Origin of the sequence: Pontibacter burrus (assembly GCF_010686685.1) — a bacterium.
Lineage (GTDB): Bacteria > Bacteroidota > Bacteroidia > Cytophagales > Hymenobacteraceae > Pontibacter > Pontibacter burrus.
Genome location: NZ_JAAGWD010000005.1, coordinates 216,158 through 242,441, shown reverse-complemented (window position 1 = coordinate 242,441; position 26,284 = coordinate 216,158). Strand labels below are relative to the sequence as shown.

At 47.0% G+C, this 26,284-nt stretch carries 25 protein-coding genes; 14 read left to right on the top strand and 11 right to left on the bottom strand.

What is annotated here, in order from left to right; genetic code table 11:
* Positions 1-98 precede the first annotated feature (98 nt).
* Complete coding sequence (gene aceB, locus GXP69_RS12655) at positions 99-1,697, top strand: malate synthase A (protein WP_163915440.1); 1,599 nt, start codon at positions 99-101, stop codon at positions 1,695-1,697.
* A 141-nt stretch (positions 1,698-1,838) separates the two neighbouring features.
* Positions 1,839-3,122: an isocitrate lyase gene (aceA, locus tag GXP69_RS12650; protein ID WP_163915439.1), complete on the top strand. Its 1,284-nt coding sequence runs from the start codon at positions 1,839-1,841 to the stop codon at positions 3,120-3,122.
* Between the two features lie 343 nt (positions 3,123-3,465).
* On the opposite strand, the gene GXP69_RS12645 is transcribed toward aceA, so the two are convergent.
* Positions 3,466-3,861, bottom strand: coding sequence for a hypothetical protein (locus GXP69_RS12645; protein WP_163915438.1), 396 nt, complete (start codon positions 3,859-3,861; stop codon positions 3,466-3,468).
* Between the two features lie 96 nt (positions 3,862-3,957).
* On the bottom strand, positions 3,958-5,385 hold the full coding sequence (locus GXP69_RS12640) for an aldehyde dehydrogenase (RefSeq protein ID WP_163915437.1): 1,428 nt from the start codon (positions 5,383-5,385) through the stop codon (positions 3,958-3,960).
* A gap of 479 nt (positions 5,386-5,864) precedes the next feature.
* Between GXP69_RS12640 and GXP69_RS12635 the strand changes: the two genes are divergently transcribed.
* Together GXP69_RS12635 and GXP69_RS12630 are read left to right on the top strand one after the other, a co-directional pair.
* A complete protein-coding gene (locus GXP69_RS12635) occupies positions 5,865-6,710 on the top strand; it encodes a hydroxymethylglutaryl-CoA lyase (RefSeq protein ID WP_163915436.1) in 846 nt (281 codons plus the stop codon).
* Positions 6,711-6,712: 2 nt separating this feature from the next.
* The gene (locus GXP69_RS12630; protein ID WP_163915435.1) at positions 6,713-7,453 is read left to right on the top strand and encodes a (Fe-S)-binding protein; all 741 of its coding nucleotides are present in this window, start codon (positions 6,713-6,715) and stop codon (positions 7,451-7,453) included.
* Between the two features lie 75 nt (positions 7,454-7,528).
* Here the strand turns inward: GXP69_RS12630 and GXP69_RS12625 are convergent, their stop codons facing one another.
* Together GXP69_RS12625 and GXP69_RS12620 are read right to left on the bottom strand one after the other, a co-directional pair.
* Positions 7,529-8,200 (bottom strand): outer membrane beta-barrel protein, encoded by a 672-nt coding sequence (locus GXP69_RS12625; protein WP_163915434.1) that lies wholly within the window; start codon positions 8,198-8,200, stop codon positions 7,529-7,531.
* Positions 8,201-8,408: 208 nt separating this feature from the next.
* Positions 8,409-9,071, bottom strand: coding sequence for an outer membrane protein (locus GXP69_RS12620; RefSeq protein WP_163915433.1), 663 nt, complete (start codon positions 9,069-9,071; stop codon positions 8,409-8,411).
* 648 nt (positions 9,072-9,719) lie between these two features.
* Here GXP69_RS12620 and GXP69_RS12615 point away from each other — a divergent pair.
* Genes GXP69_RS12615 through GXP69_RS12600 form a run of 4 tightly spaced genes read left to right on the top strand, consistent with a single transcriptional unit; the run spans position 9,720 to position 12,314 of the window.
* On the top strand, positions 9,720-10,580 hold the full coding sequence (locus tag GXP69_RS12615; protein ID WP_163915432.1) for a TIGR02587 family membrane protein: 861 nt from the start codon (positions 9,720-9,722) through the stop codon (positions 10,578-10,580).
* Between the two features lie 9 nt (positions 10,581-10,589).
* Positions 10,590-11,003, top strand: a complete 414-nt coding sequence (locus tag GXP69_RS12610; protein WP_163915431.1) for a hypothetical protein — start codon at positions 10,590-10,592, stop codon at positions 11,001-11,003.
* Between the two features lie 42 nt (positions 11,004-11,045).
* Positions 11,046-11,945 (top strand): cyanophycinase, encoded by a 900-nt coding sequence (locus tag GXP69_RS12605; protein WP_163915430.1) that lies wholly within the window; start codon positions 11,046-11,048, stop codon positions 11,943-11,945.
* Between the two features lie 9 nt (positions 11,946-11,954).
* The gene (locus GXP69_RS12600; protein WP_163915429.1) at positions 11,955-12,314 is read left to right on the top strand and encodes a hypothetical protein; all 360 of its coding nucleotides are present in this window, start codon (positions 11,955-11,957) and stop codon (positions 12,312-12,314) included.
* 184 nt (positions 12,315-12,498) lie between these two features.
* Here the strand turns inward: GXP69_RS12600 and GXP69_RS12595 are convergent, their stop codons facing one another.
* Entirely contained in the window at positions 12,499-12,822 is a 324-nt protein-coding gene (locus GXP69_RS12595; RefSeq protein WP_163915428.1) for a 2Fe-2S iron-sulfur cluster-binding protein, read from the bottom strand.
* 3 nt (positions 12,823-12,825) lie between these two features.
* Positions 12,826-13,830, bottom strand: a complete 1,005-nt coding sequence (locus tag GXP69_RS12590; RefSeq protein ID WP_163915427.1) for an NAD(P)/FAD-dependent oxidoreductase — start codon at positions 13,828-13,830, stop codon at positions 12,826-12,828.
* A 399-nt stretch (positions 13,831-14,229) separates the two neighbouring features.
* On the opposite strand from GXP69_RS12590, the gene GXP69_RS12585 reads away from it, so the two are divergent.
* From GXP69_RS12585 to GXP69_RS12575, 3 genes are all read left to right on the top strand, one after another.
* Complete coding sequence (locus GXP69_RS12585) at positions 14,230-14,913, top strand: hypothetical protein (protein ID WP_163915426.1); 684 nt, start codon at positions 14,230-14,232, stop codon at positions 14,911-14,913.
* An 86-nt stretch (positions 14,914-14,999) separates the two neighbouring features.
* A complete protein-coding gene (locus GXP69_RS12580; protein WP_163915425.1) occupies positions 15,000-15,764 on the top strand; it encodes a hypothetical protein in 765 nt (254 codons plus the stop codon).
* 90 nt (positions 15,765-15,854) lie between these two features.
* Positions 15,855-16,724 carry a pirin family protein gene (locus GXP69_RS12575; protein ID WP_163915424.1) on the top strand — a complete coding sequence of 290 codons (870 nt, stop codon included), beginning with the start codon at positions 15,855-15,857 and terminating at the stop codon, positions 16,722-16,724.
* A gap of 10 nt (positions 16,725-16,734) precedes the next feature.
* On the opposite strand, the gene GXP69_RS12570 is transcribed toward GXP69_RS12575, so the two are convergent.
* Positions 16,735-17,076, bottom strand: a complete 342-nt coding sequence (locus GXP69_RS12570; RefSeq protein ID WP_163915423.1) for a protein disulfide isomerase family protein — start codon at positions 17,074-17,076, stop codon at positions 16,735-16,737.
* 228 nt (positions 17,077-17,304) lie between these two features.
* On the opposite strand from GXP69_RS12570, the gene GXP69_RS12565 reads away from it, so the two are divergent.
* Both GXP69_RS12565 and GXP69_RS12560 read left to right on the top strand, forming a co-directional pair.
* Positions 17,305-17,574 carry a hypothetical protein gene (locus GXP69_RS12565; protein WP_163915422.1) on the top strand — a complete coding sequence of 90 codons (270 nt, stop codon included), beginning with the start codon at positions 17,305-17,307 and terminating at the stop codon, positions 17,572-17,574.
* Positions 17,575-17,952: 378 nt separating this feature from the next.
* Positions 17,953-18,390 (top strand): hypothetical protein, encoded by a 438-nt coding sequence (locus GXP69_RS12560; RefSeq protein WP_163915421.1) that lies wholly within the window; start codon positions 17,953-17,955, stop codon positions 18,388-18,390.
* On the opposite strand, the gene GXP69_RS12555 is transcribed toward GXP69_RS12560, so the two are convergent.
* Positions 18,387-18,773 carry a response regulator gene (locus GXP69_RS12555; RefSeq protein ID WP_163915420.1) on the bottom strand — a complete coding sequence of 129 codons (387 nt, stop codon included), beginning with the start codon at positions 18,771-18,773 and terminating at the stop codon, positions 18,387-18,389. The genes GXP69_RS12560 and GXP69_RS12555 overlap by 4 nt on opposite strands.
* Complete coding sequence (locus tag GXP69_RS12550) at positions 18,770-20,962, bottom strand: PAS domain S-box protein (RefSeq protein ID WP_163915419.1); 2,193 nt, start codon at positions 20,960-20,962, stop codon at positions 18,770-18,772. Before GXP69_RS12550 ends, GXP69_RS12555 begins: the two co-directional genes overlap by 4 nt.
* 314 nt (positions 20,963-21,276) lie before the next feature.
* Here GXP69_RS12550 and GXP69_RS12545 point away from each other — a divergent pair, with 314 nt between their 5' ends.
* Complete coding sequence (locus GXP69_RS12545) at positions 21,277-22,170, top strand: mechanosensitive ion channel family protein (protein ID WP_163915418.1); 894 nt, start codon at positions 21,277-21,279, stop codon at positions 22,168-22,170.
* A 5-nt stretch (positions 22,171-22,175) separates the two neighbouring features.
* On the opposite strand, the gene GXP69_RS12540 is transcribed toward GXP69_RS12545, so the two are convergent.
* A complete protein-coding gene (locus GXP69_RS12540; RefSeq protein WP_163915417.1) occupies positions 22,176-23,780 on the bottom strand; it encodes an alpha-amylase family glycosyl hydrolase in 1,605 nt (534 codons plus the stop codon).
* 846 nt (positions 23,781-24,626) lie between these two features.
* Positions 24,627-26,258, bottom strand: a complete 1,632-nt coding sequence (locus GXP69_RS12535) for a M28 family peptidase (RefSeq protein ID WP_163915416.1) — start codon at positions 26,256-26,258, stop codon at positions 24,627-24,629.
* Positions 26,259-26,284: the final 26 nt, after the last annotated feature.

Genomic DNA, 26,284 nt, shown 5'->3' with positions numbered 1-26,284 from the left:
GCGTAAAAATATTTTTAGCGAAAATTCGCCAAAATGAAAAACTTCGCGTATAGTGCTCTATAGTTGTTGCAATCGTTTCACCACCAATCAGTTATTTTATGTTAGTAGAAAGCGCTATCCAAATAAAAGTTAAAGCTACAGAAGCTTATCAAGACCTGCTTACGCCGGAAGCACTGGGGTTTCTGGAGATGCTGCATCTGAAATTTAACCACCGCCGGGAAGAGTTGCTACAGGCCCGCATCGACCGACAAAAGAAGATTGATGCCGGAGAGCTTCCTGACTTCTTGAATGAGACTGAAACTATAAGAACCGGCAACTGGAAAGTAGAAACTATACCTGCCGACCTGCAATTGCGCCGCGTGGAAATTACCGGACCTGTAGACCGCAAAATGGTGATCAATGCGCTGAACTCGGGTGCCGATGTGTTTATGGCTGATTTTGAAGATGCCACGTCGCCGACATGGGAAAACCTGCTGGAAGGCCAGCGTAACCTGCGCGATGCTATCCGAAGAGACATTGACTTTACGGTGCAGAATGGCAAAGTGTATCGCCTGAACGAGAAGGTTGCCGTGCTGATGGTGCGTCCGCGTGGCTGGCACCTACCTGAAAAGCATTTGATGATCGGTAACACGCCAATTTCAGGTGCGCTGTTCGATTTTGGCTTATACTTCTTCCATAACGCAAAAGAACTGCTGGAGCGCGGCAGCGGCCCATATTTCTATCTGCCGAAACTGGAAAACCACCTGGAAGCCAAACTTTGGAATGATGTGTTTGTAGCGGCTCAGGAAGCTCTTGGTTTGCCTGTCGGAACTATAAAATGCACTGTTCTGATCGAAACTATAACAGCCGCCTTCGAGATGGACGAGATCCTGTACGAGCTGCGCGACCACATTGTAGGACTGAATGCCGGCCGCTGGGATTACATTTTCAGTGCCATCAAAAAGTTCAGAAAACACCCCAATGTGCTTTTTCCTGACCGGACGGATGTAACCATGCAGGTGCCGTTTATGCGGGCGTATACCAACCTGCTGGTGCAAACCTGCCATAAGCGCGGGGCACATGCCATGGGAGGTATGGCTGCTTTTATCCCGAACCGCCACGACCCAACTATAAACGAAGCCGCCTTTGCCAAAGTAGCTGCCGACAAAGCCTTTGAAGCAGACAACGGTTCTGACGGAACCTGGGTAGCGCACCCCGACTTGGTAACAATCGCCCGCCAAGCCTTTGACAAGGTGATAGGAACGGAACCACACCAGAAACACGTGCTGCGCGAAGATGTAAAAGTTACCGCCCAGGACCTGATCAATTTCGACATACCCGGTGGCAAGATCACAGAGAAAGGCTTGCGGCTGAACATAAACGTGGGCATTATGTACATCGGCAGCTGGCTATGCGGCACAGGTGCGGCGGCTATTCATAACCTGATGGAAGATGCTGCTACCGCCGAAATATCCCGGGCACAGGTTTGGCAATGGCTACACCACGAGCACACCAAGACCAACGACGGACAGAAGATTACCGAAGCGCGCGTGCTGCAACTCATCAGAGAGGAAACCGAGAACATCAAAGTAGAGATCGGGATGGTGAAGTTTAAGAACTGCCATTTCGAGAAGGCATCGCAGCTGTTCGCAGAACTGGTGCTGGCCCCCTGCTTTGTAGAATTCCTGACACTACCCGCTTACAAATACATTGACTAATGACTAATTGAGAATGAGTAATGAATAATAAACTATAGCTCACCTCAAACTATAGCATTACGCATTTATCATTAGCCACTAATCATTACTCACTAGTCATTCATCATTATTCATTACTCATTACTCATTATAAAATCCGCCATGACAACTAAGAAAGACAGAATCCGCAACATAGAAACAGATTGGATCGAGAACCCGCGCTGGGCAGGTATCCGCAGACCGTATAGCGCCGAAGAAGTGGTGAAACTACAAGGCTCGGTGCAGATAGAATATACGCTGGCCAAAAACGGCGCCAATAAACTATGGAAACTGCTGCACTCCGAGCAATACGTAGCCGGTTTAGGCGCGCTTACCGGTAACCAGGCGGTGCAGGAAGTACAGGCCGGTCTGAACGCGATTTACCTGAGTGGCTGGCAAGTAGCTGCCGATGCCAACTTAGCTGGACACATGTACCCCGACCAAAGCTTGTACCCAGCCGATTCCGTGCCGAATGTGGTGAAGAAGATCAACAATGCGCTGCTCCGTGCCGACCAGATACAGAGCGTGAACGAAGATGGTGAGACCGATTTTATGGTGCCTATAGTTGCCGACGCAGAAGCAGGTTTTGGTGGTAACCTGAATGCCTTTGAGCTAATGAAAATGATGATTGAAGCCGGCGCTGCAGGTGTGCATTTCGAAGACCAGTTGTCGTCTGCCAAAAAGTGCGGGCATTTGGGCGGAAAGGTTTTAGTGCCTACACAGGAAGCTATCAACAAACTGGTTGCAGCACGCCTGGCTACCGATGTAATGGGCGTGCCAACTATAGTGGTGGCCCGCACTGATGCTGATGCCGCCAACCTGATCACCAGCGATATCGATCCACGCGACCACGAATTTATACTGGACCAGCCACGCACCAGCGAAGGGTTCTACCATGTGCGCTGCGGCATAGAGCAGGGCATTGCACGCGGTATGGCTTACGCACCTTACGCCGACCTGATCTGGATGGAGACCTCGCACCCGGACCTGGAGCAGGCACGCCAGTTTGCAGAAGCCATTCATGTTGAATTTCCGGGTAAGTTGCTGGCTTATAACTGCTCGCCATCCTTTAACTGGGCTGCCAAACTAAGCGTAGAAGAGATGGAAACGTTCCGGGAAGAGCTGGCTGCCATGGGCTACAAATTCCAGTTTATTACACTGGCAGGTTTCCATGCGCTTAACACCAGCATGTTTGAGCTAGCCAAAGCTTACAAAGCACGCGGCATGGCCGGTTATTCAGAACTACAGCAACGTGAGTTCTCGCTGGTAAAAGATGGCTTTAAAGCTGTGAAGCACCAGGCTTTTGTAGGTACAGGTTATTTCGATGCGGTTCAGAATACTGTTACAGCTGGTGCTACCTCAACTGTTGCCTTGGCTGGCTCTACGGAAGAAGAGCAGTTTCATTGATGAAGCTATATTTCAAAAGTAAGAAGTGTAAACCCACCCTAACCCCTCCGAGGAGGGGATTATAGTCTCATTAATGTATTTATTATGGAGCGAGCGTCCTCGCTCGTGTCAAACTATAACTTGGGCTACTGGCCCAGTTGGATTACATATCCAACGTTATTGATAGGTCACGGATTATAAATCTGCGCCAGCATATGGAGTAAATTCCCCTCCTCGGAGGGGAAGGGGTGGGTTTGTTTTAGCAGAAATCGTTTAACATCATACTTAACTAACCAAAAAGCCCGCAGAGACTTTCGAGTCTGCGGGCTTTTTGGTGCTCCAAACTGAGCAGCTATAGTTTATGTTAGTGTACCACACGCAGTACCGGTTCTGGCAGTGGCTGGCGGGTTTCGTGATCAATGGTAAAGTAGCCAACCATGCTCGGGCCGTAGCCTAGGTTTATCTCTATAAACTTGTTCTTCTCGGGCAGCATTTGTATCAGCTCGTTTCGCAGCTTGCCATATTTATCCAGCAGTTCAGCCATCTTCTGCTCTTTGTCGTTCAGATCAGTGTTTTTGGTGCCTTGCCTCATTTCCTGCTCCAGGTCATGCTGCTCCGGGTCAAAATCCGACTTCATGCTTTGAAGCGACAGCAGTTCCACATCCAGTATCCGTATGTCGCGTTCCACTCCTAGGTACTCTTTTACCTTATCCTCCAAAGGTATCAGCGATTTGTCTAAATATTGTGTAAGATTCTCCATAATGTATTTCAGGGTGATATAACTATAGTAATGTATACGCAGCTTCCTGTAATTTATTTACAGTCATTTTTGGATAAAATGAATTTGCGTTTCGAACTATAGCCACCGGAGAAATTTGCGTAACAGCTTTAGTTTATCGCCATAAGGCGGATAGCGGAAAGGCAGGTCGAGCCAGGTGCCGCGGTGCAATACGCTTTTCTGATGAGAAAACACATCGAAGCTGGCAATGCCGTGGTAACTTCCCAAGCCGCTGTTACCAACCCCACCAAAGGGCAGGTTTGGGTTTGCCAGGTGCGAGATGGTGTCGTTAATACAGCCACCTCCAAAAGTAACCTCTTTCAATATCCGTTTCTGGTCTTCGCGGTTAGCAGAAAAGAAGTATAGGGCCAAAGGTTTTTCATGGCGGTTTACCATCATAATAGCCTCATCCAGGTCAGTAAACGAGAGGACCGGGAGTATCGGCCCGAATATTTCTTCCTGCATGGATGGGTGCTCCCAAGTGATATTATCCAGTATGGTTGGGTCAATGTAACGTGTATCAGTATCGGTCTTACCACCAATCCGGATGTTTTCCGGTGTTAGCATTTTGCTCAGTCGTGCGAAATGGTTGTCATTTATGATGCGGGCAAAATCGGGGCTTTCGGCAGGGTGGGAACCATAAAAATCGGTGATGCAATGTGCCATTTGCTCTATAAAGTCTTCTTTGACATCTTCCTGCACCAGCACATAATCAGGCGCTACACAGGTCTGACCAGCATTTAAGAATTTGCCCCAGCAAATGCGGCGTGCGGCCAGCTCCAGGTCAGCATCCTGGGTTACGATGGCAGGGCTTTTTCCACCCAACTCCAGTGTAACGGGTGTCAGGTGTTCGGCAGCGGCTTTCATTACGATACGCCCTACCTGTGTGCTGCCTGTAAAAAATATATAATCAAAGCGTTGGGCCAGCAGGTGGGTAGTGGCTTCCACGCCGCCTTCTACCACAGCCAGGTAACGTTCATCAAAATTCTGGGAAATAATGCGGTTAACAACGGCGGCAGTATTTGGCGCGATCTCAGAAGGTTTTAGTATGGCACAATTGCCGGCTGCTATAGCCCCGATGAGCGGAATGAATAACAGGTTGAGCGGGTAATTCCAGGGAGAGATAATCAGTGCGACTCCATAAGGCTGCGGATAAACATAACTACGGGCCGGAAAATTGATCAGAGTTTCCGGAACGCGGCGCGGTTTTGCCCAGTCATCTACTTTCTTTAATGCCAGTTTCAGCTCCAGTTCTATAAAACCGATCTCGGTACCGTAAGCTTCCAGGGCAGGCTTTCGGAAATCGGCATACAATGCATCAAATAACTCCTGCTCGTGCTGCTTAAGTACTTGCTGTAACTTGTGCAACTGTGCCTTTCTGAACTGCAGGGGCAGGGTATGACCACCCGCAAAAAAAGCGCACTGTAACCGGTGTAACTGCTCTATCCGTCGGAGCGTTTCTTGCTGTACCGGTTGTCTGGTATCTGTTTGTGGAGCAAAAGGCATAATGTTAACCGGATTATGTAGCGTTTGATAGTATAGTTGAAGGTCGCCTGATGTAGTGCTCTATAAATGAGTATACGTTAAAAAGGCGTACGGCAATAGGGTGATGTAATAGGCTTGGCAAATGTCTGCAAAGCAAGGGTAGAAGGTATACTATAGCTGGTTTGCACACGTTACTCAAATTTCCTAAACTATAACTTTCCATATGATAGCATAACGTAAAATACATGAGCTGCTAACTGTTAATGAACCCAAAAGCTATAGTTCGTTCTGGCGAAGGAGCTGCTAAGTGCCTGAACTATAGTTAATGCAAATCCGCGTATGGGAATACCCTATAGCACGACTTAATTTAAGCAGATTTCTGAAGCAAATACAAAGTATAACAGCAGTAGTATAAAACAGGAAGGTAGAAACACAAAGATTTGTATCTTTGGTGAAGAAAATGGCCTGTAGCAAGACAGCAAACCATAGCACCCTATACTATGAAGATAATTGAGTGCCCACGCGATGCGATGCAGGGTTTGAAGCAGTTCATCCCAACTAGTCTAAAGATCGATTACATTAACCAGCTCCTGAGAGTTGGCTTTGATACGATCGATTTCGGAAGCTTTGTATCGCCGAAGGCCATTCCGCAGATGAGTGATACGGCTGAGGTTCTAGCTAACCTGGACCTGGAAAATACTACCTCTAAACTGCTCGCCATTATTGCCAATGTGCGCGGCGCCGAAGATGCAGCTCAGCACAACCAGATCGATTACCTGGGCTTTCCGTTATCTGTTTCTGAAACATTTCAGCAGCGCAATACCAATAAATCTATAGCTGAGGCTATGGGGCAACTGGCTCAGATTCAGGAGATCTGCCACAAACACAATAAAACGCTGGTAACTTACATCTCCATGGGCTTCGGGAATCCGTACAACGACCCCTGGGACACCGACACTGTGCTGCACTTTGTAAATGAGCTGGATAAATTACAGGTAAAGATCGTTTCGCTTTCCGATACCATTGGGGTATCCAACCCGGATAACATTAGCTATTTGTTCAGTTCGCTTATACCAGCATTTAAGCACATCGAGTTTGGTGCGCATCTGCATACAAATCCTAACACCTGGCAGGAGAAAGTTGCTGCAGCCTATAGTTCGGGTTGCCGCCGTTTCGATGGTGCAATTCGTGGGTTTGGCGGTTGTCCGATGGCAAAAGACGAACTGGTAGGTAATATGGCCACCGAAAATTTAGTAGCATATTTCACCGGTATTGGTGTAAATTTAAACCTCAACAACGCCGCCCTTGATGCGGCCATTGCACAGTCTGGTGCTGTGTTTTCCTGATTATGGCAAGAAAAACTATAGTAGATATTTTTATTCCCTGCTTCGTGGATCAGATGTTCCCGGAAACAGGCATGAACATGGTGAAAGTACTGGAGAGCCTGGGCTGCGAAGTACACTATAACCCTAACCAGACCTGCTGCGGACAGCCGGCCTTTAATGCTGGTTTTTTCAGCGAAGCCCGCGAAGTAGCCGACAAGTTTCTCGATGATTTTTCAAATGAAACGTCACAGTATATCGTGGCGCCTTCGGCTTCGTGTGTGGGCATGGTGCGTAATGCGTACCAGGATATTTTCGTGAAATCGTCGAAGCTGGTGAAGTACCGGGCCATGCAGAAAAAGGTGTACGAGTTTACAGAATTCCTGACCGACGTGCTGGGAGTAACTGCTATCCAAGGTGCATCTTTGCCGGGCAGAGCGACTTATCACGATTCCTGCAGTGCTCTGCGAGAGTGTGGTATCAAAGCCGGGCCAAGAGCCTTATTGCAGAACGTGGACGGCTTTGAACTAGTAGAGATGGAAGACAACGAAACGTGCTGCGGCTTCGGCGGTACCTTTGCCGTTAAGTTCGAAGCAATCTCGACAGCTATGGCCGAACAGAAAGTAGACAATGCCTTGGCTACAGGCGCCGATTTTATAGTTTCTACAGACAGCAGCTGCCTGATGCACCTACAGGCCTATATAGACAGACAAAACAAACCAATCCGGACAATGCATATTGCTGATGTGCTGGCGAGTGGATGGTAAGATTGTTGATTGTTAAAAAAAAGCCTGTGCAGCTTATAGTTGCACAGGCTTTTTTGTTTGTAAACTATAGTTTGGTTACCGGTTGAAATGGTAGCTAAAGCCAAAAAGTAAGGTGCTGCTGCTTAAATCCAGATCTAAAGAAGAATTTCTATTATGGGTTGAGTTTGTTTCATAGTACTTCTGCATAGATTTCTGTGATGTATAACTAAGCCGGCCTAAACTTGCGCTGATGCCTATTTTCTCAGTGGGGAAATATACAATTCCCGGTACAGCACTGATGCTGAAACCATCTGTTTTTGAAATATAATGATAGTCTGGACTAGCAGTGCTATTTTCATTTGTCTCTGAATCAAATAGTCCGGCTGATCCGGTCGCATATAAGCCGAATTTATCTGATAACATTATGTACTTTGAAATGTAAGCGCCAAAGTTGTAATTGTCATGTACTGAATTGGTATAAATTTCACTGACACCGACCTCATATATATCGTTATCTGTTTTTGAGCGATAATATCCTATGTATGCACCAATCTTAAGGTTATCCTTAATAAAATAAGCAACACTTGGGCTAAAACTGTATCCAATAGTACTACTTTGAACTTTTCTGGAAGTTATAGGAGTCTTTTGTTCCTGCTCTGATATGCTCAGAGATACATCTCCGGAAAGCACAATGGTTCCTTTAGATGTTTGTGCAAATGCACTGCTGCCGAGCAGCATTAATGCTGCTATGATAATTAAATTCTTCATGTTTGTTTAAAGGGTATATTGTAAGATTATATTGAAAAAGGTTGACAAGCTTGTTTGAGATTTTAGCTATTAGCAACTCGTGCATAACTTATGGTTGAGTTTGCTCAGTATAAAGGCTTTTAACAAAGGATTAGATCTTTGTTAAAAGCGCAGATAGAGACCGTGGATAGTGGATAATACTATTTGATTACTAATTACTAATGGAGCTTTAGTGATTAAAATGGTAGCCAACGCCAAGGGTAATTGTATTGCTGCTTAAATTAAAGCCTAGCTTGGAAGAAGTGGTTTCAGTGATCTGATTTGCCCTGGTGCGCTCGCTTAAAGATCTATTATAACTGAGCCGGCCAAATGAGGTGGACAATTCGATCCTATCGGTTGGAAAGAAGGCGATCCCTGGGCTGACGCTAATCGCAAATCCCTTGCTTTTGTCCTTATAATCCTCAATTGAATTTGAATCGTAAGTCGACTCGTCTGTTCCTTTGTAAAGAGATATTGCGCCAGAACCAGTAACAGCTATTCTTTCTGACAGCATATAATACTTAGATAGTGAGGCGCCAGCACTGTATCTCTTATTTCTATGATGCGCCCTGCTATAAGATGAATTTGAATTGTCGTTTGTACTCAGTGAGTTATAATATTCATATCCTATAAAGGGGCTGACCATTACATTATCTTTAATGAAATAACCAAAACTGCCGCTAAAACTAAATCCGGAAACATCAGATTTATAGTTCTCATCTGAATAGCTGGTTTTATTTAATGAGTTATTTAAAGAAACCCTAGCTGAAACCGCTATAGTACCCTTTGATGTTTGTGCAAATGCACCAGTGCCAAGCAGCGCAAACACCGCAATAGTAAATAATTTCTTCATGTTTGTTTTAAGGTTTAAGAGGTTATATTAGATAATCCCTATGTTGCAATATTCATGCCATGAAGTAGGCTTTAACTATAGCTGATTTGTATTTTATTAATTGGTGCAGCCAAGCAGGGTATCTCTCTTAGCTTACAATCAGCGCTTTGGCAAAACTACAACCATATCCTGCCTTGCGGATTCTAGACAAGTAACCTTCCGTCCAATGTTCTATAAATTCAACTTGCCTGATTAATGCAATACCTATTGGTGGTACCCGAATAGCGCTCCTAATCAATAGCTCTGCGACATCTTTTCTTATTCATAATGATCAAGGTAAACGACTCTACTAAGCTATAAAGACCTCTGGCTACGTACTCCTGCCGATACAGAGGGTATAAGACGGTATTTTGAATGGGAAATACTTATTTCTGTCAGGTTTTGAAGTTGCTACATAATTAGGTGCGTATTGAGTGGCAAAGTAGTGCAAAAACTGAGGGATTTGAAGCAGAAAATATGGTTAGGATAGTGCAATTTGATTTTGAACGGATAAGCATTTTCGTAAGCTCCTCTGATGGTTTATTCAGCAGAAAGTGCTGGGCAGTAAAGGAGCTGTACTTTCATAATGCAACGCCGTATAATGCATCATCTAACTATAGCTGATAAAAATTGAACAGAGCTGAGCATACGGGTGGGCATCCACTCTCACTATCACTTAAAGAATATGCCCGGGGTATTACGGGGGGGCTGCTGTTTAGCTTCCCGATACTATATACCATGGAAGTGTGGTGGGCTGGTTTTCATGCCACGCCGCTACAACTCCTGTTGCTGATGCTGGCTACTTACCTGCTATTGCTTGGCTATAACCGTTATGCCGGCATGCGACCAGGAGTATCCTGGAAAAGTGTCCTGATCGACTCGGTAGAAGAGATGGGCATCGGCTTTGTGATGTCTTTTACGGTGCTGTGGATGCTGAACCGCATTCAACCCGGCGTAACCAGTATAGATGAGCTGATGGGCAAGGTAATCATCGAGGCTATGGCCATCTCTATCGGGGTGTCTATAGGTACAGCGCAGCTCGGCGATAAGGTTGAGGAAGAGGAGCAGGAAGACGAACGCCTGGAAGAAGAAAAACAGCCGGGACATGTAGGTATGGTTGTGCTGGCATTCTGCGGGGCTATTATTATAGGAGGTAATGTTGCCCCAACTGAAGAAGTAATAATGTTGGCCGTGCAAGCCACCCCTGCGCACATACTGGCTATGGCAGTTGCATCGCTGCTGCTTAGTATAGTTGTAGTGTACTTCAGCGATTTTAAAGGCACCAGTAGCAAGCACACAAAAAGTTTCTGGTTCTGGTTTACACTGGATACCAGCGTAAGTTACCTTGTGGCGCTGGCAGCATCGGCACTGGCATTGTGGTTTTTTGGTCGTTTTGAGGGTGTTGGTTTCTGGACCGGTTTCGCTCAAACTATAGTTTTGGGGGTGTTGTCGTCGCTGGGAGCTTCGGCAGGCAGGTTACTCATTAAATAATCAGGAGAGATGGGTACTGACAAGCGACAAGAAGATCATAAAGTTGATAAGAAAAACTGGCTGGAATGGCTGGTATTTGGCATAAGCCTGATAGTGCTGCTGGTTATATTCGGATACCTGGTATATCAGACGGCAAACTATAGTTACAAAGATCCTGAGGTTTACGCTAAGGGAGTACCAGCCCCTTCGGAGTTGGCACCAAACCGCTATAAAGTAACGGTATATAATAAGGGTGGCACTACGGCCGAAGAAGTTATAGTTGAGTTTACACTGTACAGCCAGGGGCAGGAACCAGAAGTTTCAGAACTGACGATCCCGTTTTCGCCGAAAGAGTCGGAGCGGGAAGGCTGGATTATTTTCCGGAACAGTCCGGCAAATGCAGACTCCGTGATAGCCAGAATTGTAAGTTACAAGAAACCCTGATTGATAAGGTTAATAATCCGCTAACAATAAAATACAAAAGGCATGGCAAAAAAGGAAAAGGAAGAAGTAAAAAAACAGTTTCCGATTGAATCGCGGATGCCTCATCCTAAAGGCAAACTTTTAGCGATTGGCGGAAGGGAAGATAAAGGTGAGGAAAAATCAGAGCTGCAAAGCCATAGCCAGGATTTTATAAAAGAGGAAATCCTGAAATGCTTTGTTGATAACCTGAAAGGCAGTAACCCGCTTATAGTTATCATTCCGACGGCAGCATCAGAGCCGGAGAAAACTGCTAACGACTATGTGAAGGTTTTTACCCACCTTGGTGTTACAAACCTGCATGTGCTGGATATCAGGGATCGGTCTGATGCTATGAAACCCGAGAACGTTGAAGTGATAAGTAAGGCCGCAGGTGTAATGATAACAGGCGGAGACCAGCTGAAACTGACTGCCATCCTGGGAGGTACGCCACTGCTGGAAAAACTGAAAGAGCGCTATACCAAAGAAAATATAATTGTAGCCGGTACAAGTGCCGGTGCCGCTGCTTTATCTACTCCCATGATCTATGAAGGGGAAATGAACAAAGGCATGCTGAAAGGCGACGTTCGAATAACCACAGGGCTGGAATTTCTGAAAAATGTAGCTATAGATACACACTTTATACAGCGTGGTCGTATTGTGCGTATGGCGCAATGCATTGCCACAAACCCGGGATGTATTGGCGTAGGGCTTGAAGAAGACACTGCTATACTTGTAACCGAAGGCAAGAAAGCAGAAGTGATCGGCACCGGGCTGGTAACTATAGTTAATGGCATGAACATTACCAGGAGCAATATTTATGAAATAACTAACCAGCAGCCTTTTACCGTCTGCGGGCTTGAAGTGCATCTGCTGTCGAGCAAGGAAACGTATGTATTCCCGACTTTTGAACAGCTGCATGCCTGATTAACTCAGATGAAAGTATATGTTGTGTCTATAGCGCAGGGCCTTTACTGGTTAGTTACCGGTATATGGCCCTTTTTGCATCTTAAGAGTTTTGTTTGGGTAACGGGGCCTAAGCAGGATTACTGGTTACTTTATACAGTGGCCGTACTCATAACTGTAATTGGTGCTATATTGCTGGCGGCCGGAGTACGTAGACGGGTAACGGCAGAAATAAAATGGCTGGGCATTGGCGGAGCAGCAGGGTTGGCTGGCATTGATGTTTTCTATGCGCTGAATGATGTGATCCGCGATATTTACCTGCTGGATGCAGCCGGCGAGGTTGTCCTGATCCTGCTTTGGCTATGGGCCGGTAAAAAAGGGATGGCATAATTTAAATTTCAGAGCGGCGATGCTTCAGACTTACTCCAATAAAAAGAGAGATTACAGGCCGTACCCACACTGATTTCTGATGACAAATTAGATAGCAGCTTCAATTTAATGCAAAAGCTATAGTATCGTACAATAAAAGGGCGCTCTGAACTATAGAGCGCCCTTTTATCTATCCTTTACGAGCTTATGCTTCCGGCATCAGGCGTACTACCAGGCCATCAAGCTCAGGTGTAATGCGCAACTGGCACGACAGGCGGCTCATTTCAGTGGCATGCGGCAACGATTCGATCATAAAGGCCTCATCGTCGTTCATTTCAGGTAAATCGCCGCTTGCCAGCACTTCTACGTGGCAGGTAGCACAAATGGCCATGCCGCCGCAAATGGCAGGTACATTCAGCTCATTCGCCTTCATTACTTCCATCACCGACAGCCCCATATCAGTAGGAGCCTCCAGCACTACACGTTCGCCATCCGGGGTTTCAACGGTTATTTTTATCGCGTCTTCCATGAGTTATAGTTCCTGTATGCCGTTAACGGTGGTATATTTCAAAACGAACTTCTTATCCGGGTAAATGATGTTGTATGCGCTCTGTGCCATCAGTGCCGCCTCATGGAAACCACAAAGAATAAGCTTCAGCTTGCCCGGATAGGTGTTAATATCGCCGATAGCATACACGCCTGGCACGTTGGTAGAGTAATCAAACGTATTTACCGCGATGGCACTCTTATCCAGTTCAAGTCCCCAGTTTTCGATAGGGCCCAGCTTAGGCACCAGCCCGAACAGCGGAATAAAGTAATCAGTTTCTATCTCGTGTGGCGTATCGTTATCAACCAGTACGGTTACCGCATTCAGTTTGCCGTTGCCGTGCACGTTGGTTACGTTCGATTTTAGCAACAGCTTAATGTGGCCTTCTTCAGCCATGCTTACCACTTTTTGTGCCGATTCAGGAGCGCCGCGGAATGTGGTGCCACGGTGTACCAGTGTTAAGTCTTCTGCAACACCAGCCAGGAAAATGGTCCAGTCCAGAGCAGAGTCTCCGCCACCGGCAATTACCACACGTTTGTTACGGAAGGTTTCAGGGTCGCGAACCATATAGTTCACGCCTTTGCCTTCAAAAGTTTCCAGGTTATCGATGGCAGGTTTACGAGGCTCAAAAGAACCAAGTCCGCCGGCAATTACCACCACTTTGCAGGCTACTTCAGTACCCTCCGAGGTCTCTACTACAAATGAGCCATCCTCTTGCTTATGCAAGTGCTCTACACGCTCGCCAAGCGTAAAGGTAGGGTGAAACGGCTCGATCTGTTTCATCAGGTTGTCTACTAGGTCGCCGGCAAGTATACTCGGGAAACCAGGTATGTCGTAGATCGGTTTTTTAGGGTAAATTTCTGCCAGCTGTCCTCCAACTATAGGCAGTGCATCAATCACGTGGCAGCGCATTTTCAGCAAACCTGCTTCAAATACCGCAAACAGACCCACCGGACCTGCGCCAACTATGCATATATCAGTCGTTATCATTAGGTAATAAATTTATTCGGATGTAAGCTTTTTGCTTTTACTGTAAATGTAAGGCCATCTGCCCAGCTTCCATAAACATTTTTGTTTTAATTAACCCTGTTGCGGGGCTATTGTTTACAAAGTTACAACATATGCAGCCATCATTTTATAACGGCTTTCAGGCCTGGATTTGTTCCTGCTATATAGTCTGCAGACGTTACGCGTTAAAGGCGGCATATTCCTGTTGTTCATTATTGAAGCACATATACGCATCCAGGCTATGCATCTGCTACCCCAGCCGTTCGGTTGCCAATTCTTAAGGGGCAGCTTCTGTGAAGCTAGCTCAGGTTTAACCAAGAAGTATAACCGCTGCAGGGCGCATCCGTTTATAAAGGGGTACTTTATAAAAACCTTAGAACAATGGCTAGAAACTATAGAAGAAGTGAGCGGGATATGTCGTATGGCGGATTTTACGGAACCAGTTCGGATGGCGGTTACACCCGCGATTATGACCAGAACAGATCAGCAGGCCGGGATGGAGGACGCGAGATGGGAGCGGGACGCAGCATGCGCGGCAACGACTACTACCGCGATGCTCATGATGACTTCCGGGGATATGACCGTGGCCGTATGTTTGGGGCACATGCCAGAGGAGACATGAGCGGTGGAACCCGTTATGGCGAAGGTGGCAGCACCTACGGAGGCGGCTCAGCTTACGGCCACTCCGATTATGGCAGCCGGCGTAACCAAGACTACGACCGCTACCGCGACGACAGCCGCTACCGCAGAGGTGGATCAGAAGATTATATAGACTATAACAGCCGCAACTATGGCAGCTATACCGGTAGCCGGGAAGAGGATTACGGCAGACAACACCACTATAACACCGGCGGTCGGGGCTATGATAGGGATGATGACATGGGGTATCGCAACTATAGCAGTCGCAACCAATACGACCGCAACACCGGTTACGATCGCTCTTACCGTGGCAACCCGCCTGGCTATGGCTCCACAAACTATAACGAGCGTGACCGTGACCGCGAACGCAGTGCCTATGGCAACCGCGATGATTACCGACGCTACCGCAACAGCTATAATGATTAATAAAGCAGAATGCCCCGGCTGCACAACTATAGTGCAGCGCCGGGGCATTTTTGAAAAACAGGTATGTACTTTAAAGCTATAAAACTATGAAACGAACAGACAGAGATGATTTCTACTACGGAACCGGAAGGCACAGAGACTGGGACCGATCCAGCCGCGACGGCGATTTCGGACGTGACTATGAGAACCGTTTCCGGACAGACCGCGACCGCAACGATGAGTACCGCAACCATGACTACACCATGGAGCGCGACTACTATAAAAACATGCAGAACAGCACCACCGACATGAGCAACATCCGGCAAGGGTATGGGGTGCCAAGTTTCAATAGCGATAGTTACCAGCAGACCAGCGACGATATTGCACGCCGCATGCAGCGCGACCGGGACCGGCTCAGGAACTTAAGCAATTACGGAAACCAGGATAGGGGATACAGTGGCTCCAGGTTCGGAGGATCAAACTATAGTGCGCACGGCGATTTTGGAGGCTCGTCTGAATATGGTGCCATGAGCGGAGATCGCGGAAATGTAGACGACTATACCTCCATGTCTGGTTACGGAGGCGGCTATGGCAGTTCACAACGTGGCTCTGGTAATGCAGAATCAAACTATAGCAGAAGAAACAGTTATGACCGGCACAGCGACAGAGGCAGGGAATCGGGTATGGCAAGAAGTGTTGGCAGGTACAGCCCCGATAACTATAGCGAGTCGACCGGAAACCAGGGCAGCTATGGCAGCCGGGAATACAATCCATATAACCAGGACAAAAACTATAACACCAACCAGAACGATCGCGGCGGTTACCGCAACTATGACCCCAACGACCGACGGGATTATGAAATAACGCAGTAAACTAAAAAGCCGGCAAAGGTGCCGGCTTTTTTACAAACTATAGTTTAACCGTATAGTTTTGCAGATTAAATACAGCATAATTTGCCAGCCATGAAAAACAGAACTGTTGCCCGCCTGCTCTATGCCGAAGAAGTGGAATTGAACGGAGCGCCTGTGCGCCAGCCCTTCCCGACGGAGAAGGTAGATCAGATCGACCCTTTCCTGATGCTGCACCACCATGTCACTACGATCTCTCCGGATGCTGATCCGCGCAGAGAAGGTATCGGGCCGCATCCGCATCGTGGTTTTTCGCCGGTTACGTTTATCTACAAAGGTGGCGTGCATTATCGCGATTCGCGGGGCAACAAAAGTGTGGTTTATGAGGGTGGTACCCAATGGATGGATGCCGGTATGGGCATCACACACAGCGAGCGCCCGCCCCACGACATACAGGAGCGGGGAGGAGTGCAGGAAATCATCCAGATATGGGTAAACCTGCCGCGCAGACATAAAATGATTCAGCCCCGTTACCAGGCGCTCCATGCTACCGATACCCCTGTTGTTAAAGGCGATGGCTACGAAGTGCAGGTAATAACCGGAGAATACGATGGTGTTAAAGGTCCGGTAAACAGCTTGATACCTACGCTGATTCTGCGACTAACCTTACAGGCAGGTGCTACCTGCCAGGTTCCTGTCCCGGCTAACTATAACACCGTTTTTTACCTGCTGGATGGGCAGATCTCGCTACAGGGTTTCGGGCTGATTGACGGAAAACATGCTGTTGAATTAAATACGGGTGGCGAAGGCTGTACAATAACCGCAAAGCAGGACACACGCATATTATTACTGGCCGGCGAACCAATAAACGAAGAGGTAACCATGTACGGGCCTTTTGTAATGAACACCCAGATAGAGGCCATGCAGGCCATGCGCGATTACCAGATGGGTAAAATGGGTATCCTGATAGAGGACGAACTATAGTTTATGAGCATTACTGCAGCAGGTTATCCAGCATGGTGCTGATCTCGTCTCTCTTGCTGACAAGGCCACAGTCCAGGAGCACAGCTTTCTTATAAGTAGCTATAAAAGGAGTGCCGTTCAACTTTACTTCCTTCCTGGATACCGGATTTTCAGTGGCGTCCATTCGCAGGAATAACACATCTTTGTATTCCGCTTCCTTAGACATTTCCTCGAACGATGGTGCAAGCTCTTGGCAAACTTTGCACTCTTTGTCTGTGAACTTAACAATCACATAATCATTTTTATAAAGCAACTGTCGTAGATCTGCGTCGGTGGCGTTGTGTATTGTAACGGTATTTCCTGATTTCTGCATGTTCTAATAACGAAACCGGAGTGCAAATGTTAAAGCAGAACGGGTACTGATAAGGCGCTATCTAATAGATTTACTCCCTGTAACATGCTATTTGTCCTTTGCTTTTTGCTGTCTACCAATTTGAAACACAACGGTTAAGCTAATGATATAATTATAATTAATTTTATAAAAATAATGAACTTTATAAGGTGGTAGCTTGTAATAGCAGAGAAGTAAATGAACAAAACTGTGGAAGAATTAGAAAGATTAAAAAAAGGACTGGAAACAAGCCAGACCATGTTGCTGAAAAATGAAGATGCCGGCTTAACCTGCTCTTTTATTAAATACGGCATGGTACAGGACAACTTCCAGGTGAAGGACGAAGACCTTGCACAGGCTTTAAAACAGACAGGTGTACATGGCGTGGTTGAAGGATATGCGTTTGAGCACTTACGCAACAACTATGGCTGGTTTTCGCTACGGGTTAAGTCCAGAAAACTTCTGAAAGAACTTAAATAATAAACCATCTCAGAAATAAACGGCTGGTTAATACAATATCATTTTGTGTTGCAGCCTTACAGATATCTTCAATAAGGTTTGCATATTTTAGAGCCACTTATATAAGTGGCTCTAACTTTTTTATAGTTGTACTAAACCTAAAATTATTACATCAGCTATACGGCCCTTTTACAGTACTTACCCACGCATAAGCAGATTTAAACGCAGGAATAACAATAAGCGGTAGCTTCAAATCGAAGCACCTAAACTATAATAAATTTTATAAAACTATAGTATGTTTCCGCTTTTTTATGCTATTGAATGTTGGATAGATGAACTATATCGGTGCTCAGCTGGGTTTGTATGGTGGCACAGGTGTGCTGCAAAACCCTCTACTGAATGAATCCAGAAAAAGAACTACAGGCATATTATGATGCCTTAATAGGTACACTACCTCCAGATTTTTCTCCTGAAGCTTTTTTGGCAAATCAATCTTTGTCTTTGTTTGCGCGTAATGGCGGCCGCAGTACTAGCCGACCTATTACTTATTTTGTGCAGGAGCTCGATGGTACAGAAGTTATACCAGGCTGTGAGTTAACTTTTTTGGGCTCAGAGGCGATAGATGAGGAACACTTTTTCCTGTTCTTTGAGGGAAACTGCAGTGGGGTGTACAATAAACTGACTGCAGCCGGACAGATTTTACGGGCAACTGTTGCCATAGTGCAACTTAAAGGGAGAAAGCGTGTGTTGGTGCAGCATGTAGAAGCAATCCCGGAGATACGTTTTGAGCAGGACCATAAGGGCAGCATCTTACCACCGCTTGCACAGGCAGGTTAAACAACCTTTCTTAGTTGTGCAATGGTTGCTTCGTCTATAGGTTTGTGCAGAAAACCATTTACAAGTGCATAGTTTCTGGCCTGTTCCTTTTCCTGGGCATCGACAGACGAAGTAAGAATAAATACCTTGCATTTATGCAGAAAGCGATCCTGTTGTGCTGTCATGGCATCCAGGAAGTTCCAGCCTGTAAGTACCGGCATGTTCAGATCCAGGAAGATGACCTGTGGCCAATGCTCTTCCGGGCCTGTCAGCAAATTCTGCAGCGCTTCCTCAGCATACAGATAACATTCCACTTCATCGGCAAGCCCTTCTGTCTCGAGCAGCACCGATGTTATGAAAATGCTAATATCATCATCATCTACTAAGTAAGCTTTTTTGATCATTGGTAACGTGGTGCTTTGAACTGTATGTAAAACCTGGTACCTAAGCCTTTTTCACTCTCAACCTCTATAGACCCGCCCAATGCCTCTACCTGCGACTTAACCAGGTAAAGCCCTAGCCCGCGTCCTTCTGTATGCACATGAAAGCGGTTGTATAGTTTAAAGATGTTCGGTCTTACCACATCCATATCCATGCCAAGTCCGTTGTCGGTTACCTTTATAAGCAGGCTGCCGTTATGGGCTTTACTGATCTTGAGCTGCAGGAGCAACGAGCGCTCATCAGAGCGGTACTTAATGGAGTTGGTGATCAGGTTGTGTAAAATACTATACAAATAGGCTCTCTTGGTGTAAATAATCAGGTTTTTATCTATCTCCAGGTCTATAGTTGCTTTAATGGCTATAGTTGTTTCGTGCAGGCTTTGTGTTATTTCGGTACAAAGGGTGCGCAGGTTTACTGGTTCTGTGGCATCGCTGTTTTCCGGTGTCTTTATCGACAGGATTTTACTCAGGTCATGTATCACATTATCCAATCGCTGGACGGATATGTCCAGATTCTGGACTGCTTTGGAAAATGCTGCTGATGATGCATCCAGCTTCGCCAGCAGTCGGGTTAGCCCCACAATGTTGGCCACCGGGGCACGCAGGTTATGCGATACAATGTAAGTAAACTGCCTCAGGTCACTGTTTTGCTGCACCAGGTTTTCGTTCAGCTGCAACAGCTTTGTCTCAGCAAACTTCCTTTCTGAAATGTCGGTGTAAAGGATGATAAGCTTTTCTATTTTGCCTTCATCATCCAGAATGGGCGTAATGTCTGCAGCAATCCAAACCTTTTCGCCGTTCTTTTTATACGTGAGCAGTTCCTCCGAGAAAGGTATTCCCAGGCCAAGCAGGCGGCGCAGGTTTTGCAAAGCTTCCTGGCTTGTATCCGGCCCCTGAAGCAGCTTCAGCGGGTCTTTTTGTTCTATCTCCGCCAGCGTATAACCTGTCAGGCACAGGAAAGAGTTATTTGCCCACTCAATCAAACCATTCTTACAGGTAATCATGACGCCGTTAGTTGTTTTGCTGGCAACAAGCGATAGTTTTCTCAGCTCTTCTTCTGCCGCTCTTTTTGCTGTTATATCTGTAAAACAAACGGCTATACCCTCCTCAAAAGGGTAAATTTTATAGTTGGTTATAGTGCCAAGCACCCCGATATATTCTTCGTACTCAGTTGGTCGGCCTGTAGCCATTACTTCCATGCACTTGCGGTAAAAATGCGTACTGATCAGGTCCGGGCTTTCCTGCCAGATGTTTCTTCTCAGCAGTTTTTCTGCGGGCAACTTCAGAAATTTTGCAAAAGTCGGGTTGGCGTATGTAATCTGCCAATGCTTGTTAAGAGCAAAGAACGAATCTGTAATACTGCCCAGGATATTGTTCAATTGCACTGCCTGTTCGCGCAGCAACTTCTCTGCCTGCTTAACCTGCGTTATATCTTTGGCTACGCAATGCACGGCTGTAATCCGGCCGTTCAGCCAAACGGGTACAAGTGTCACGCTCAGGTCCAGCAGTTGTTTGTTCTTGTCAACAATCCTGGTTTCAAAAGTATGGGCGCCGTTCCCGATTACTTTCCGGAATGCCTGCAGCGCCTCTTCCAGGTGCGTGGGAGCAACATATTTCGCAAAGTGCTGTCCCCAGGTTTCGCCAGTAGTGTAGCCTAAAATATTGGCCACCCTGGCGTTGCTCGATTCTATAATACCCTGATCGTTTAAGGTAAACACCAGGTCGGGGTGGTTAAAGAACAGTGCGCTATAGTATGCTTCTTTTTTACTGAGCAGTGTGTTTGCTTCCACCTCTTCTGTAATGTCGCGACAGTTTGTTACTAATCCGCATATAGCCGGATTAGCGAGCATGTTAGTTAAAGTTAAACTCAGCCAGCGCCAGCTGCCATTCTGGTGCAGGAACCGGAAGGGTTTTACTTTTATCTGTTCGGCGTGGTTTATATCCTGTAGCACGCCTAAAATATCAGGCAGGTCATCGGGGTGGACGTGGTGCAGTGCGCTTTTATCTACCAGGTCATGATAGGTGTAGCCCATTTGTTTGGCTACCGCATTGTTGGCATATTTGTACAATCCCTCCGGAGTTAGAATACAGATCATATCATTTGTATGCTGAATGATAGAACTATAAAATTCCGGTGTTAACACACTACTCATATTTGGCTAAATTGGAGTTGAAAAGCCCGGTTGCTTCTGCTTAAAGACCGCAAGTATAAGTTGTAATATGTTGGCAAACCACTATGTTTCAGGATTTTTATATTAAAGCATGATTTGTATAATTTATAGTTGTTGAAATTCTGATGCAGTTGGAGGACGAGCGGTGATGTTGCTATGGATGTATCGTTAAAGTTATAAATTTTAAAAGTTGCATGCTGGCTTATGTTTGCAGTTCTGCTTTAACAGTATTAGCATAGATACATCATGCTATCCAAAGGAGGAGGGTGCACGTATGTTTTAGGAAAAATTTTAAGATGCGCGAGCTTACAGGTTGGATAGAAGATGCTACAGGAATAAATGCAGCGATACTGGGAAATGTATTGCTGTCGGTATTGGTGGTTCTGCTCTTATGGCTGGCGCGGCGGGTGGTTTTGCAGGTAGTGCTGCGCCAGCAAATGGACCTGCGTAAACAATACTGGTGGCGTAAAACGCTGAACTATGTTGTAACCATACTGGGCTTTCTGCTGCTGGCCAACATCTGGTTCAAAGGTTTTCAGCCGATCGCAACTTTTCTGGGTCTGCTTTCAGCCGGTCTGGTGTTGGCTTTGCGTGAACCCGTACTCAATATTGCCGGTTGGCTGTTCCTTATCTGGAAGCGCCCCTTCCGGGTTGGAGACCGCATTGAAATAGATGGCAGGATAGGTGACGTGATTGACATGCGCCTTTTCCAGTTTACTATAAATGAAGTGCATGGCTGGGTAGATGCAGACCAGGCAACAGGGCGGGTGGTGCATATACCCAATGGGAAATTGTTTATTTCGCCGCAGGTAAACTATAACTATGGCTTCCCGTTTTTGTGGCACGAGGTAAGTGTGAACATAACTTTTGAAAGCAACTGGAAGAAAGCCAAAACGATACTGACTTCGGCGGCTGAAAAGCATGGTGAACGGTTAAGCACAGAAGCTGAAGAACAGTTACGCCGGCTCTCGCAACGTCACCTCATTTTTTACGACAGCCTGAAGCCCAGATTGTATACAAAAGTAGTAGAAACCGGCATACGCCTCACGATACGCTACTTGTGCAGCGTTGGCCGTCGCCGCGAAAGCGAACACCGTGTGTGGGAAGATGTGCTGGATGCTTTTCTGGCTTCGGATGACATACGTTTTGCTTATCCAACCACACGGTTCTACCAGCCGGAGCAGGTGTGACCTGGTTAATTCCTGAGCCTGATCACAAGCCCTTCATCGCCCTGTAGGCTTAGTATAGTATCTACCTGCATGCCTTCCCGCTCTGGTATAGTAGCCAGGATAACTTCACCCTCCAGATGCAGTTTTTCTGGTTCGTAATAGCAGGTGGTATGGCCCAGGTTCAGCACAATCAGGAGTTTCGTGTCCTCATGTTCCCGCCGGTATGCCAATACATTGCCATCTGCCGACATAGGTACATAGCTGCCCGTGCTCAGGGCTGGTTCCTGTTTGCGCAACTCTAGCAGGCGGCGGTGCAGGGTAAGCATCGAGAAAGGGTCCTGCTTTTCTTTTTCTACGTTTACGCGGCTATAGGTGTGGGGTAACCTGAGCCATGGTTTGCCATCTGTAAAACCTGCGTTTTCTGAGTCGTTCCACTGCATGGGTGTGCGTGCGGGGTCGCGGCTCAGGTTCAGACCAGGCATGTTAAGTCCTTGCGGGTCCTGTATCTCGTCAGGTGGAATAGCAACATCTGTCATCCCGATCTCATCGCCATAGTAAAGGGTAGGAGTACCGCGAAGTGTAAGCAGCAGCATAGCTGCCACACGTGCCTGAGACTTCCCGATCCGGCTGGCAATGCGAGGTTTATCGTGGTTGCCTAGCACCCAGTTGGGCCAGCCACCGTCGGGCAAAGCACCTTCATACTCATCTACCGCAGCAGCTATCTGGCGGGCATCCCAGGGCATATTGATCAGCATAAAATTAAATGGAAGGTGCGCCCCGTTGTTATCAGTGCCATAGTAGGTGACCAGCCGGTGAATAGGCAGGTAGATCTCCCCAATGATCACGCGCTCATCATATTCATCAACCAGCTGCCGCATTTTAACCACCACATCATGCACTTCGGGTTGGTCGGTAGAGAAGGCGGGGATAAGCTTCTCATACGTTGCCATACTTTGTTTATATTCCGGATTTGGCGGGTTATCGCGCAGCTGATCATCTTTAATCATGTGCCACATCACATCTACCCGGAAACCGTCAACTCCTTTGTCCAGCCAGAAGCGCATCGCATCCAGCATAGCCTGCTGCACTTCGGGGTTGCGCCAGTTCAGGTCGGGCTGCTCCTTCAGGAAGGCATGGTAATAGTACTGGCCGGTTTTTTCATCCCACTCCCAGCCACTTCCGCCAAAAACGCTTAGCCAGTTATTGGGCGCACTGCCATCAGGTGTTGGGTCCTGCCAGATGTACCAGTCGCGTTTGGGATTGTCTTTAGATGAGCGGGACTCCAGGAACCACGGGTGCAGGTCGGAGGTATGGTTAGGCACCAGGTCCAGGATCATTTTCATGCCACGTTCGTGTACTTCCTGAAGCAGGGCATCAAAGTCAGCCATGGATCCAAAAAGGGGGTATATGCCGGTGTAGTCTGAGATGTCGTAACCAAAATCAGCCATTGGCGAAGGGTAGATCGGAGATATCCAAACGGCATCAACGCCGAGCCATTGCAAGTAATCCAGCCGCTGCCGGATGCCGGTCAGGTCACCTACACCATCTCCGTTACTATCCTGGAACGATCGTGGGTAGATCTGATAAATTACTCCGCTTTGCCACCATAAATACTTCTCATCTGCCTCCATGCCTTTTTTTCGTTGGTTATAGTTTGGGTTGTACGGTGGTTAGAGGGTGAGGGTATAGTATTGCCTCTCAGCTATAGTTTCTCTTTTGTCATGTCGAGCATTCTTGAGACGCGAGTTGAAAAGAGCCAGCATAGCTGCGAGACATCTTATATGTTCTATAGTTGGAGAAGACCTCACAGTCTGCGCAGCTCCTGTGAGCGTCTAATGCTATAGTTAACTATAGTTGCCACTTGACACAAGCAGTTCGTGCTATAGTTACTACCGATCCTGGGAGCTCTACTTACCTATAGTTTTATAGTTACTTTGGTGCGCTCACGGCCGCGGGGCTCCGTCTTTGGGCATCGCGCGGTGTACATTCCTTTTGCTCGTCCCTCGCAATGCCTATCGGCACCAGAAATCTACAAGGCGCTCAACCCAAAGACTGAAATCACTTCGATAGCTAAACTATAGTTTAATGAACAGCTATAGTTGCTTGGCCTTTCGTGGTCATAGTTCCGTGGGCCAGGCTGCGCCTGCCTGTTCGTAGTTTGTAACTATAGCACGATAGCTTAAACTATAGCTATAGCAGAAAAGTCCCCCTTCGAAGGGGGGAGGAGGATAACCAGCACTAACTATAAAACAATAGCTTCAACTATAGCAAGAACAGAAATTCCCCTCTCGGGAGGGGTAGGGGTGGGTTATCTCGCAACTATAGAACTATAGCTCAAACTATAGCAATAGCAGAAAGGCGCCCTCTCCTGTTTTTAGGAGAGAGCTGGGGTGAGGTAAAAACCCCTTTAATCACTGGTCAAAAAAACAGCCGGAACATGACTGAACCGGCTGTTGATTTACTTTAAATTCTCTGTTCTACTGCACTGCGCGGGTACCGAAGAAATCGTTTTCGTTCCAGGTTGGTCTTTCAGGTTGTTGTGCTACCAGGTAACCGATCAGGAAGTTAAGCTGTGCGTATTTTTTACCGGCATCGTAATCGAAAACACCATCCGGGTTGTCCTGTGGTTTGTGGTAGTAAACTTCACGCCACTTCTTCACGGTCTCATCCAGGTTATTTTTACCGTCTGCGGTTTTGTTGCCGTATTTAATATGCAGCGCTGGCACACCACGAACTACAAAGCTATACTGGTCGCTGCGGATAAAGCGGTTCTGTTCAGGTTCCGGGTCTTCTTCTACCGTTAATCCTAAATGTTTGCTGGCCTGCTCTACCTGCTTATACAGCGAAGAATGCTGTGCACCAAGCGGCACTACCGACAGCAAAGGAGCGATAATGGCTGGCATATCGGTGTTAACATTGGCTACCATGCTGTTTGCCGGCACAGTCGGGTGGTTTGCAAAGTATGCTGAACCCAGAAGGCCAAGTTCTTCGGCAGTCACCATCACGATCAGGATGGAGCGCTTCGGCTTTTGTTTCAGGTTGTTGTAGATTTTAGCAATCTCCAGGAGGCTGGCTACACCAGATGCGTTGTCGTGTGCACCGTTGTAAATTGAATCGCCGTTGATTGGAGTGCCTACGCCAATATGGTCCAGGTGCGCGCTGTGCACTACGTATTCATTTTTCAGTTTCGAGTCTGAGCCGGTTATTTTACCAACCACATTCTGGCTTTCATAATCGTGGTACAAAGAACTATAGTTTGCTTTTATAGTTGACTTAAGCGCTGCCGATGCTGGCTTGCCTGAACGTAAACTGGCCTGCGCTTTAGCCGGATCCAGGCCTGCTTCTGAAAATAGCTTTTGCAGCGTCTGGTAGTTAATATATGCCAGTAGTTTAATGTCGTCGGATGCATAGGAGCGGGATGCGCCTACTTTTCCGTCTGGTGTCATTACGCTGTTAACGCCGCGTTGCAGGTTAGGCACGCGCGGAGCTGCTACAATTACACCAACGGCGCCGTGCTTTGCTGCATTCTGCAGAATGGTCAGCATGTCCATGCTATAGTTGGTAACCGTGTTCGGGAAATGCTCCGGTGCCCCACGGAAAACCACAACCACTTTGCCTTTTGCATCTATATCAGCATAATCGTCATAGTTCATGTCTGGCGCAGAGATTCCGTAACCGGCAAATACCAACGGTGCTTCCATATTAACCTGTGGTTGTACCGGGTTTGGGTAAATGGTAGCTTCGGTGTCGGTTACCAGTGTTGTGGCCTGGCCTGTACTGCTGGTAAGGGTTATGGTTGCACCCGGTGCAGTGGTAGCCTGGCGCAGGCGCACAGTTTGCAGGTAAGTGTTATTTTCGCCGGCAGGTTCTACTCCGGTTTTCTTAAACTGATCTACTACATAATCCACGGCCATCTGGTAGCCGGGAGTGCCAGGCTTACGACCGAGCAACTTGTCATCGGCCAGGTAATCGATGTGGGCTTTTATGGCAGTTGCCTCTACTTTTTGCATGGCTTTGGTTACCGGTTTCTCCACTTTTATAGTTTGCGAAAAACCAGGAGAGGTAGCCAGCAGGCCGCTCAGCAGCAGGGTTAGTTTTAAGTTGCGCATGTAGGGTGTTTTTGAAATAATATGTG

Bases quoted from the DNA above. Each gene is read 5' to 3' on its own strand.
- aceB (WP_163915440.1), top strand. From the start codon at position 99: ATGTTAGTAGAAAGCGCTATCCAAATAAAAGTTAAAGCTACAGAAGCT.
- aceA (WP_163915439.1), top strand. From the start codon at position 1,839: ATGACAACTAAGAAAGACAGAATCCGCAACATAGAAACAGATTGGATC.
- GXP69_RS12645 (WP_163915438.1), bottom strand. From the start codon at position 3,861: ATGGAGAATCTTACACAATATTTAGACAAATCGCTGATACCTTTGGAG.
- GXP69_RS12640 (WP_163915437.1), bottom strand. From the start codon at position 5,385: ATGCCTTTTGCTCCACAAACAGATACCAGACAACCGGTACAGCAAGAA.
- GXP69_RS12635 (WP_163915436.1), top strand. From the start codon at position 5,865: ATGAAGATAATTGAGTGCCCACGCGATGCGATGCAGGGTTTGAAGCAG.
- GXP69_RS12630 (WP_163915435.1), top strand. From the start codon at position 6,713: ATGGCAAGAAAAACTATAGTAGATATTTTTATTCCCTGCTTCGTGGAT.
- GXP69_RS12625 (WP_163915434.1), bottom strand. From the start codon at position 8,200: ATGAAGAATTTAATTATCATAGCAGCATTAATGCTGCTCGGCAGCAGT.
- GXP69_RS12620 (WP_163915433.1), bottom strand. From the start codon at position 9,071: ATGAAGAAATTATTTACTATTGCGGTGTTTGCGCTGCTTGGCACTGGT.
- GXP69_RS12610 (WP_163915431.1), top strand. From the start codon at position 10,590: ATGGGTACTGACAAGCGACAAGAAGATCATAAAGTTGATAAGAAAAAC.
- GXP69_RS12605 (WP_163915430.1), top strand. From the start codon at position 11,046: ATGGCAAAAAAGGAAAAGGAAGAAGTAAAAAAACAGTTTCCGATTGAA.
- GXP69_RS12600 (WP_163915429.1), top strand. From the start codon at position 11,955: ATGAAAGTATATGTTGTGTCTATAGCGCAGGGCCTTTACTGGTTAGTT.
- GXP69_RS12595 (WP_163915428.1), bottom strand. From the start codon at position 12,822: ATGGAAGACGCGATAAAAATAACCGTTGAAACCCCGGATGGCGAACGT.
- GXP69_RS12590 (WP_163915427.1), bottom strand. From the start codon at position 13,830: ATGATAACGACTGATATATGCATAGTTGGCGCAGGTCCGGTGGGTCTG.
- GXP69_RS12585 (WP_163915426.1), top strand. From the start codon at position 14,230: ATGGCTAGAAACTATAGAAGAAGTGAGCGGGATATGTCGTATGGCGGA.
- GXP69_RS12580 (WP_163915425.1), top strand. From the start codon at position 15,000: ATGAAACGAACAGACAGAGATGATTTCTACTACGGAACCGGAAGGCAC.
- GXP69_RS12575 (WP_163915424.1), top strand. From the start codon at position 15,855: ATGAAAAACAGAACTGTTGCCCGCCTGCTCTATGCCGAAGAAGTGGAA.
- GXP69_RS12570 (WP_163915423.1), bottom strand. From the start codon at position 17,076: ATGCAGAAATCAGGAAATACCGTTACAATACACAACGCCACCGACGCA.
- GXP69_RS12560 (WP_163915421.1), top strand. From the start codon at position 17,953: ATGAATCCAGAAAAAGAACTACAGGCATATTATGATGCCTTAATAGGT.
- GXP69_RS12555 (WP_163915420.1), bottom strand. From the start codon at position 18,773: ATGATCAAAAAAGCTTACTTAGTAGATGATGATGATATTAGCATTTTC.
- GXP69_RS12550 (WP_163915419.1), bottom strand. From the start codon at position 20,962: ATGAGTAGTGTGTTAACACCGGAATTTTATAGTTCTATCATTCAGCAT.
- GXP69_RS12545 (WP_163915418.1), top strand. From the start codon at position 21,277: ATGCGCGAGCTTACAGGTTGGATAGAAGATGCTACAGGAATAAATGCA.
- GXP69_RS12540 (WP_163915417.1), bottom strand. From the start codon at position 23,780: ATGGAGGCAGATGAGAAGTATTTATGGTGGCAAAGCGGAGTAATTTAT.
- GXP69_RS12535 (WP_163915416.1), bottom strand. From the start codon at position 26,258: ATGCGCAACTTAAAACTAACCCTGCTGCTGAGCGGCCTGCTGGCTACC.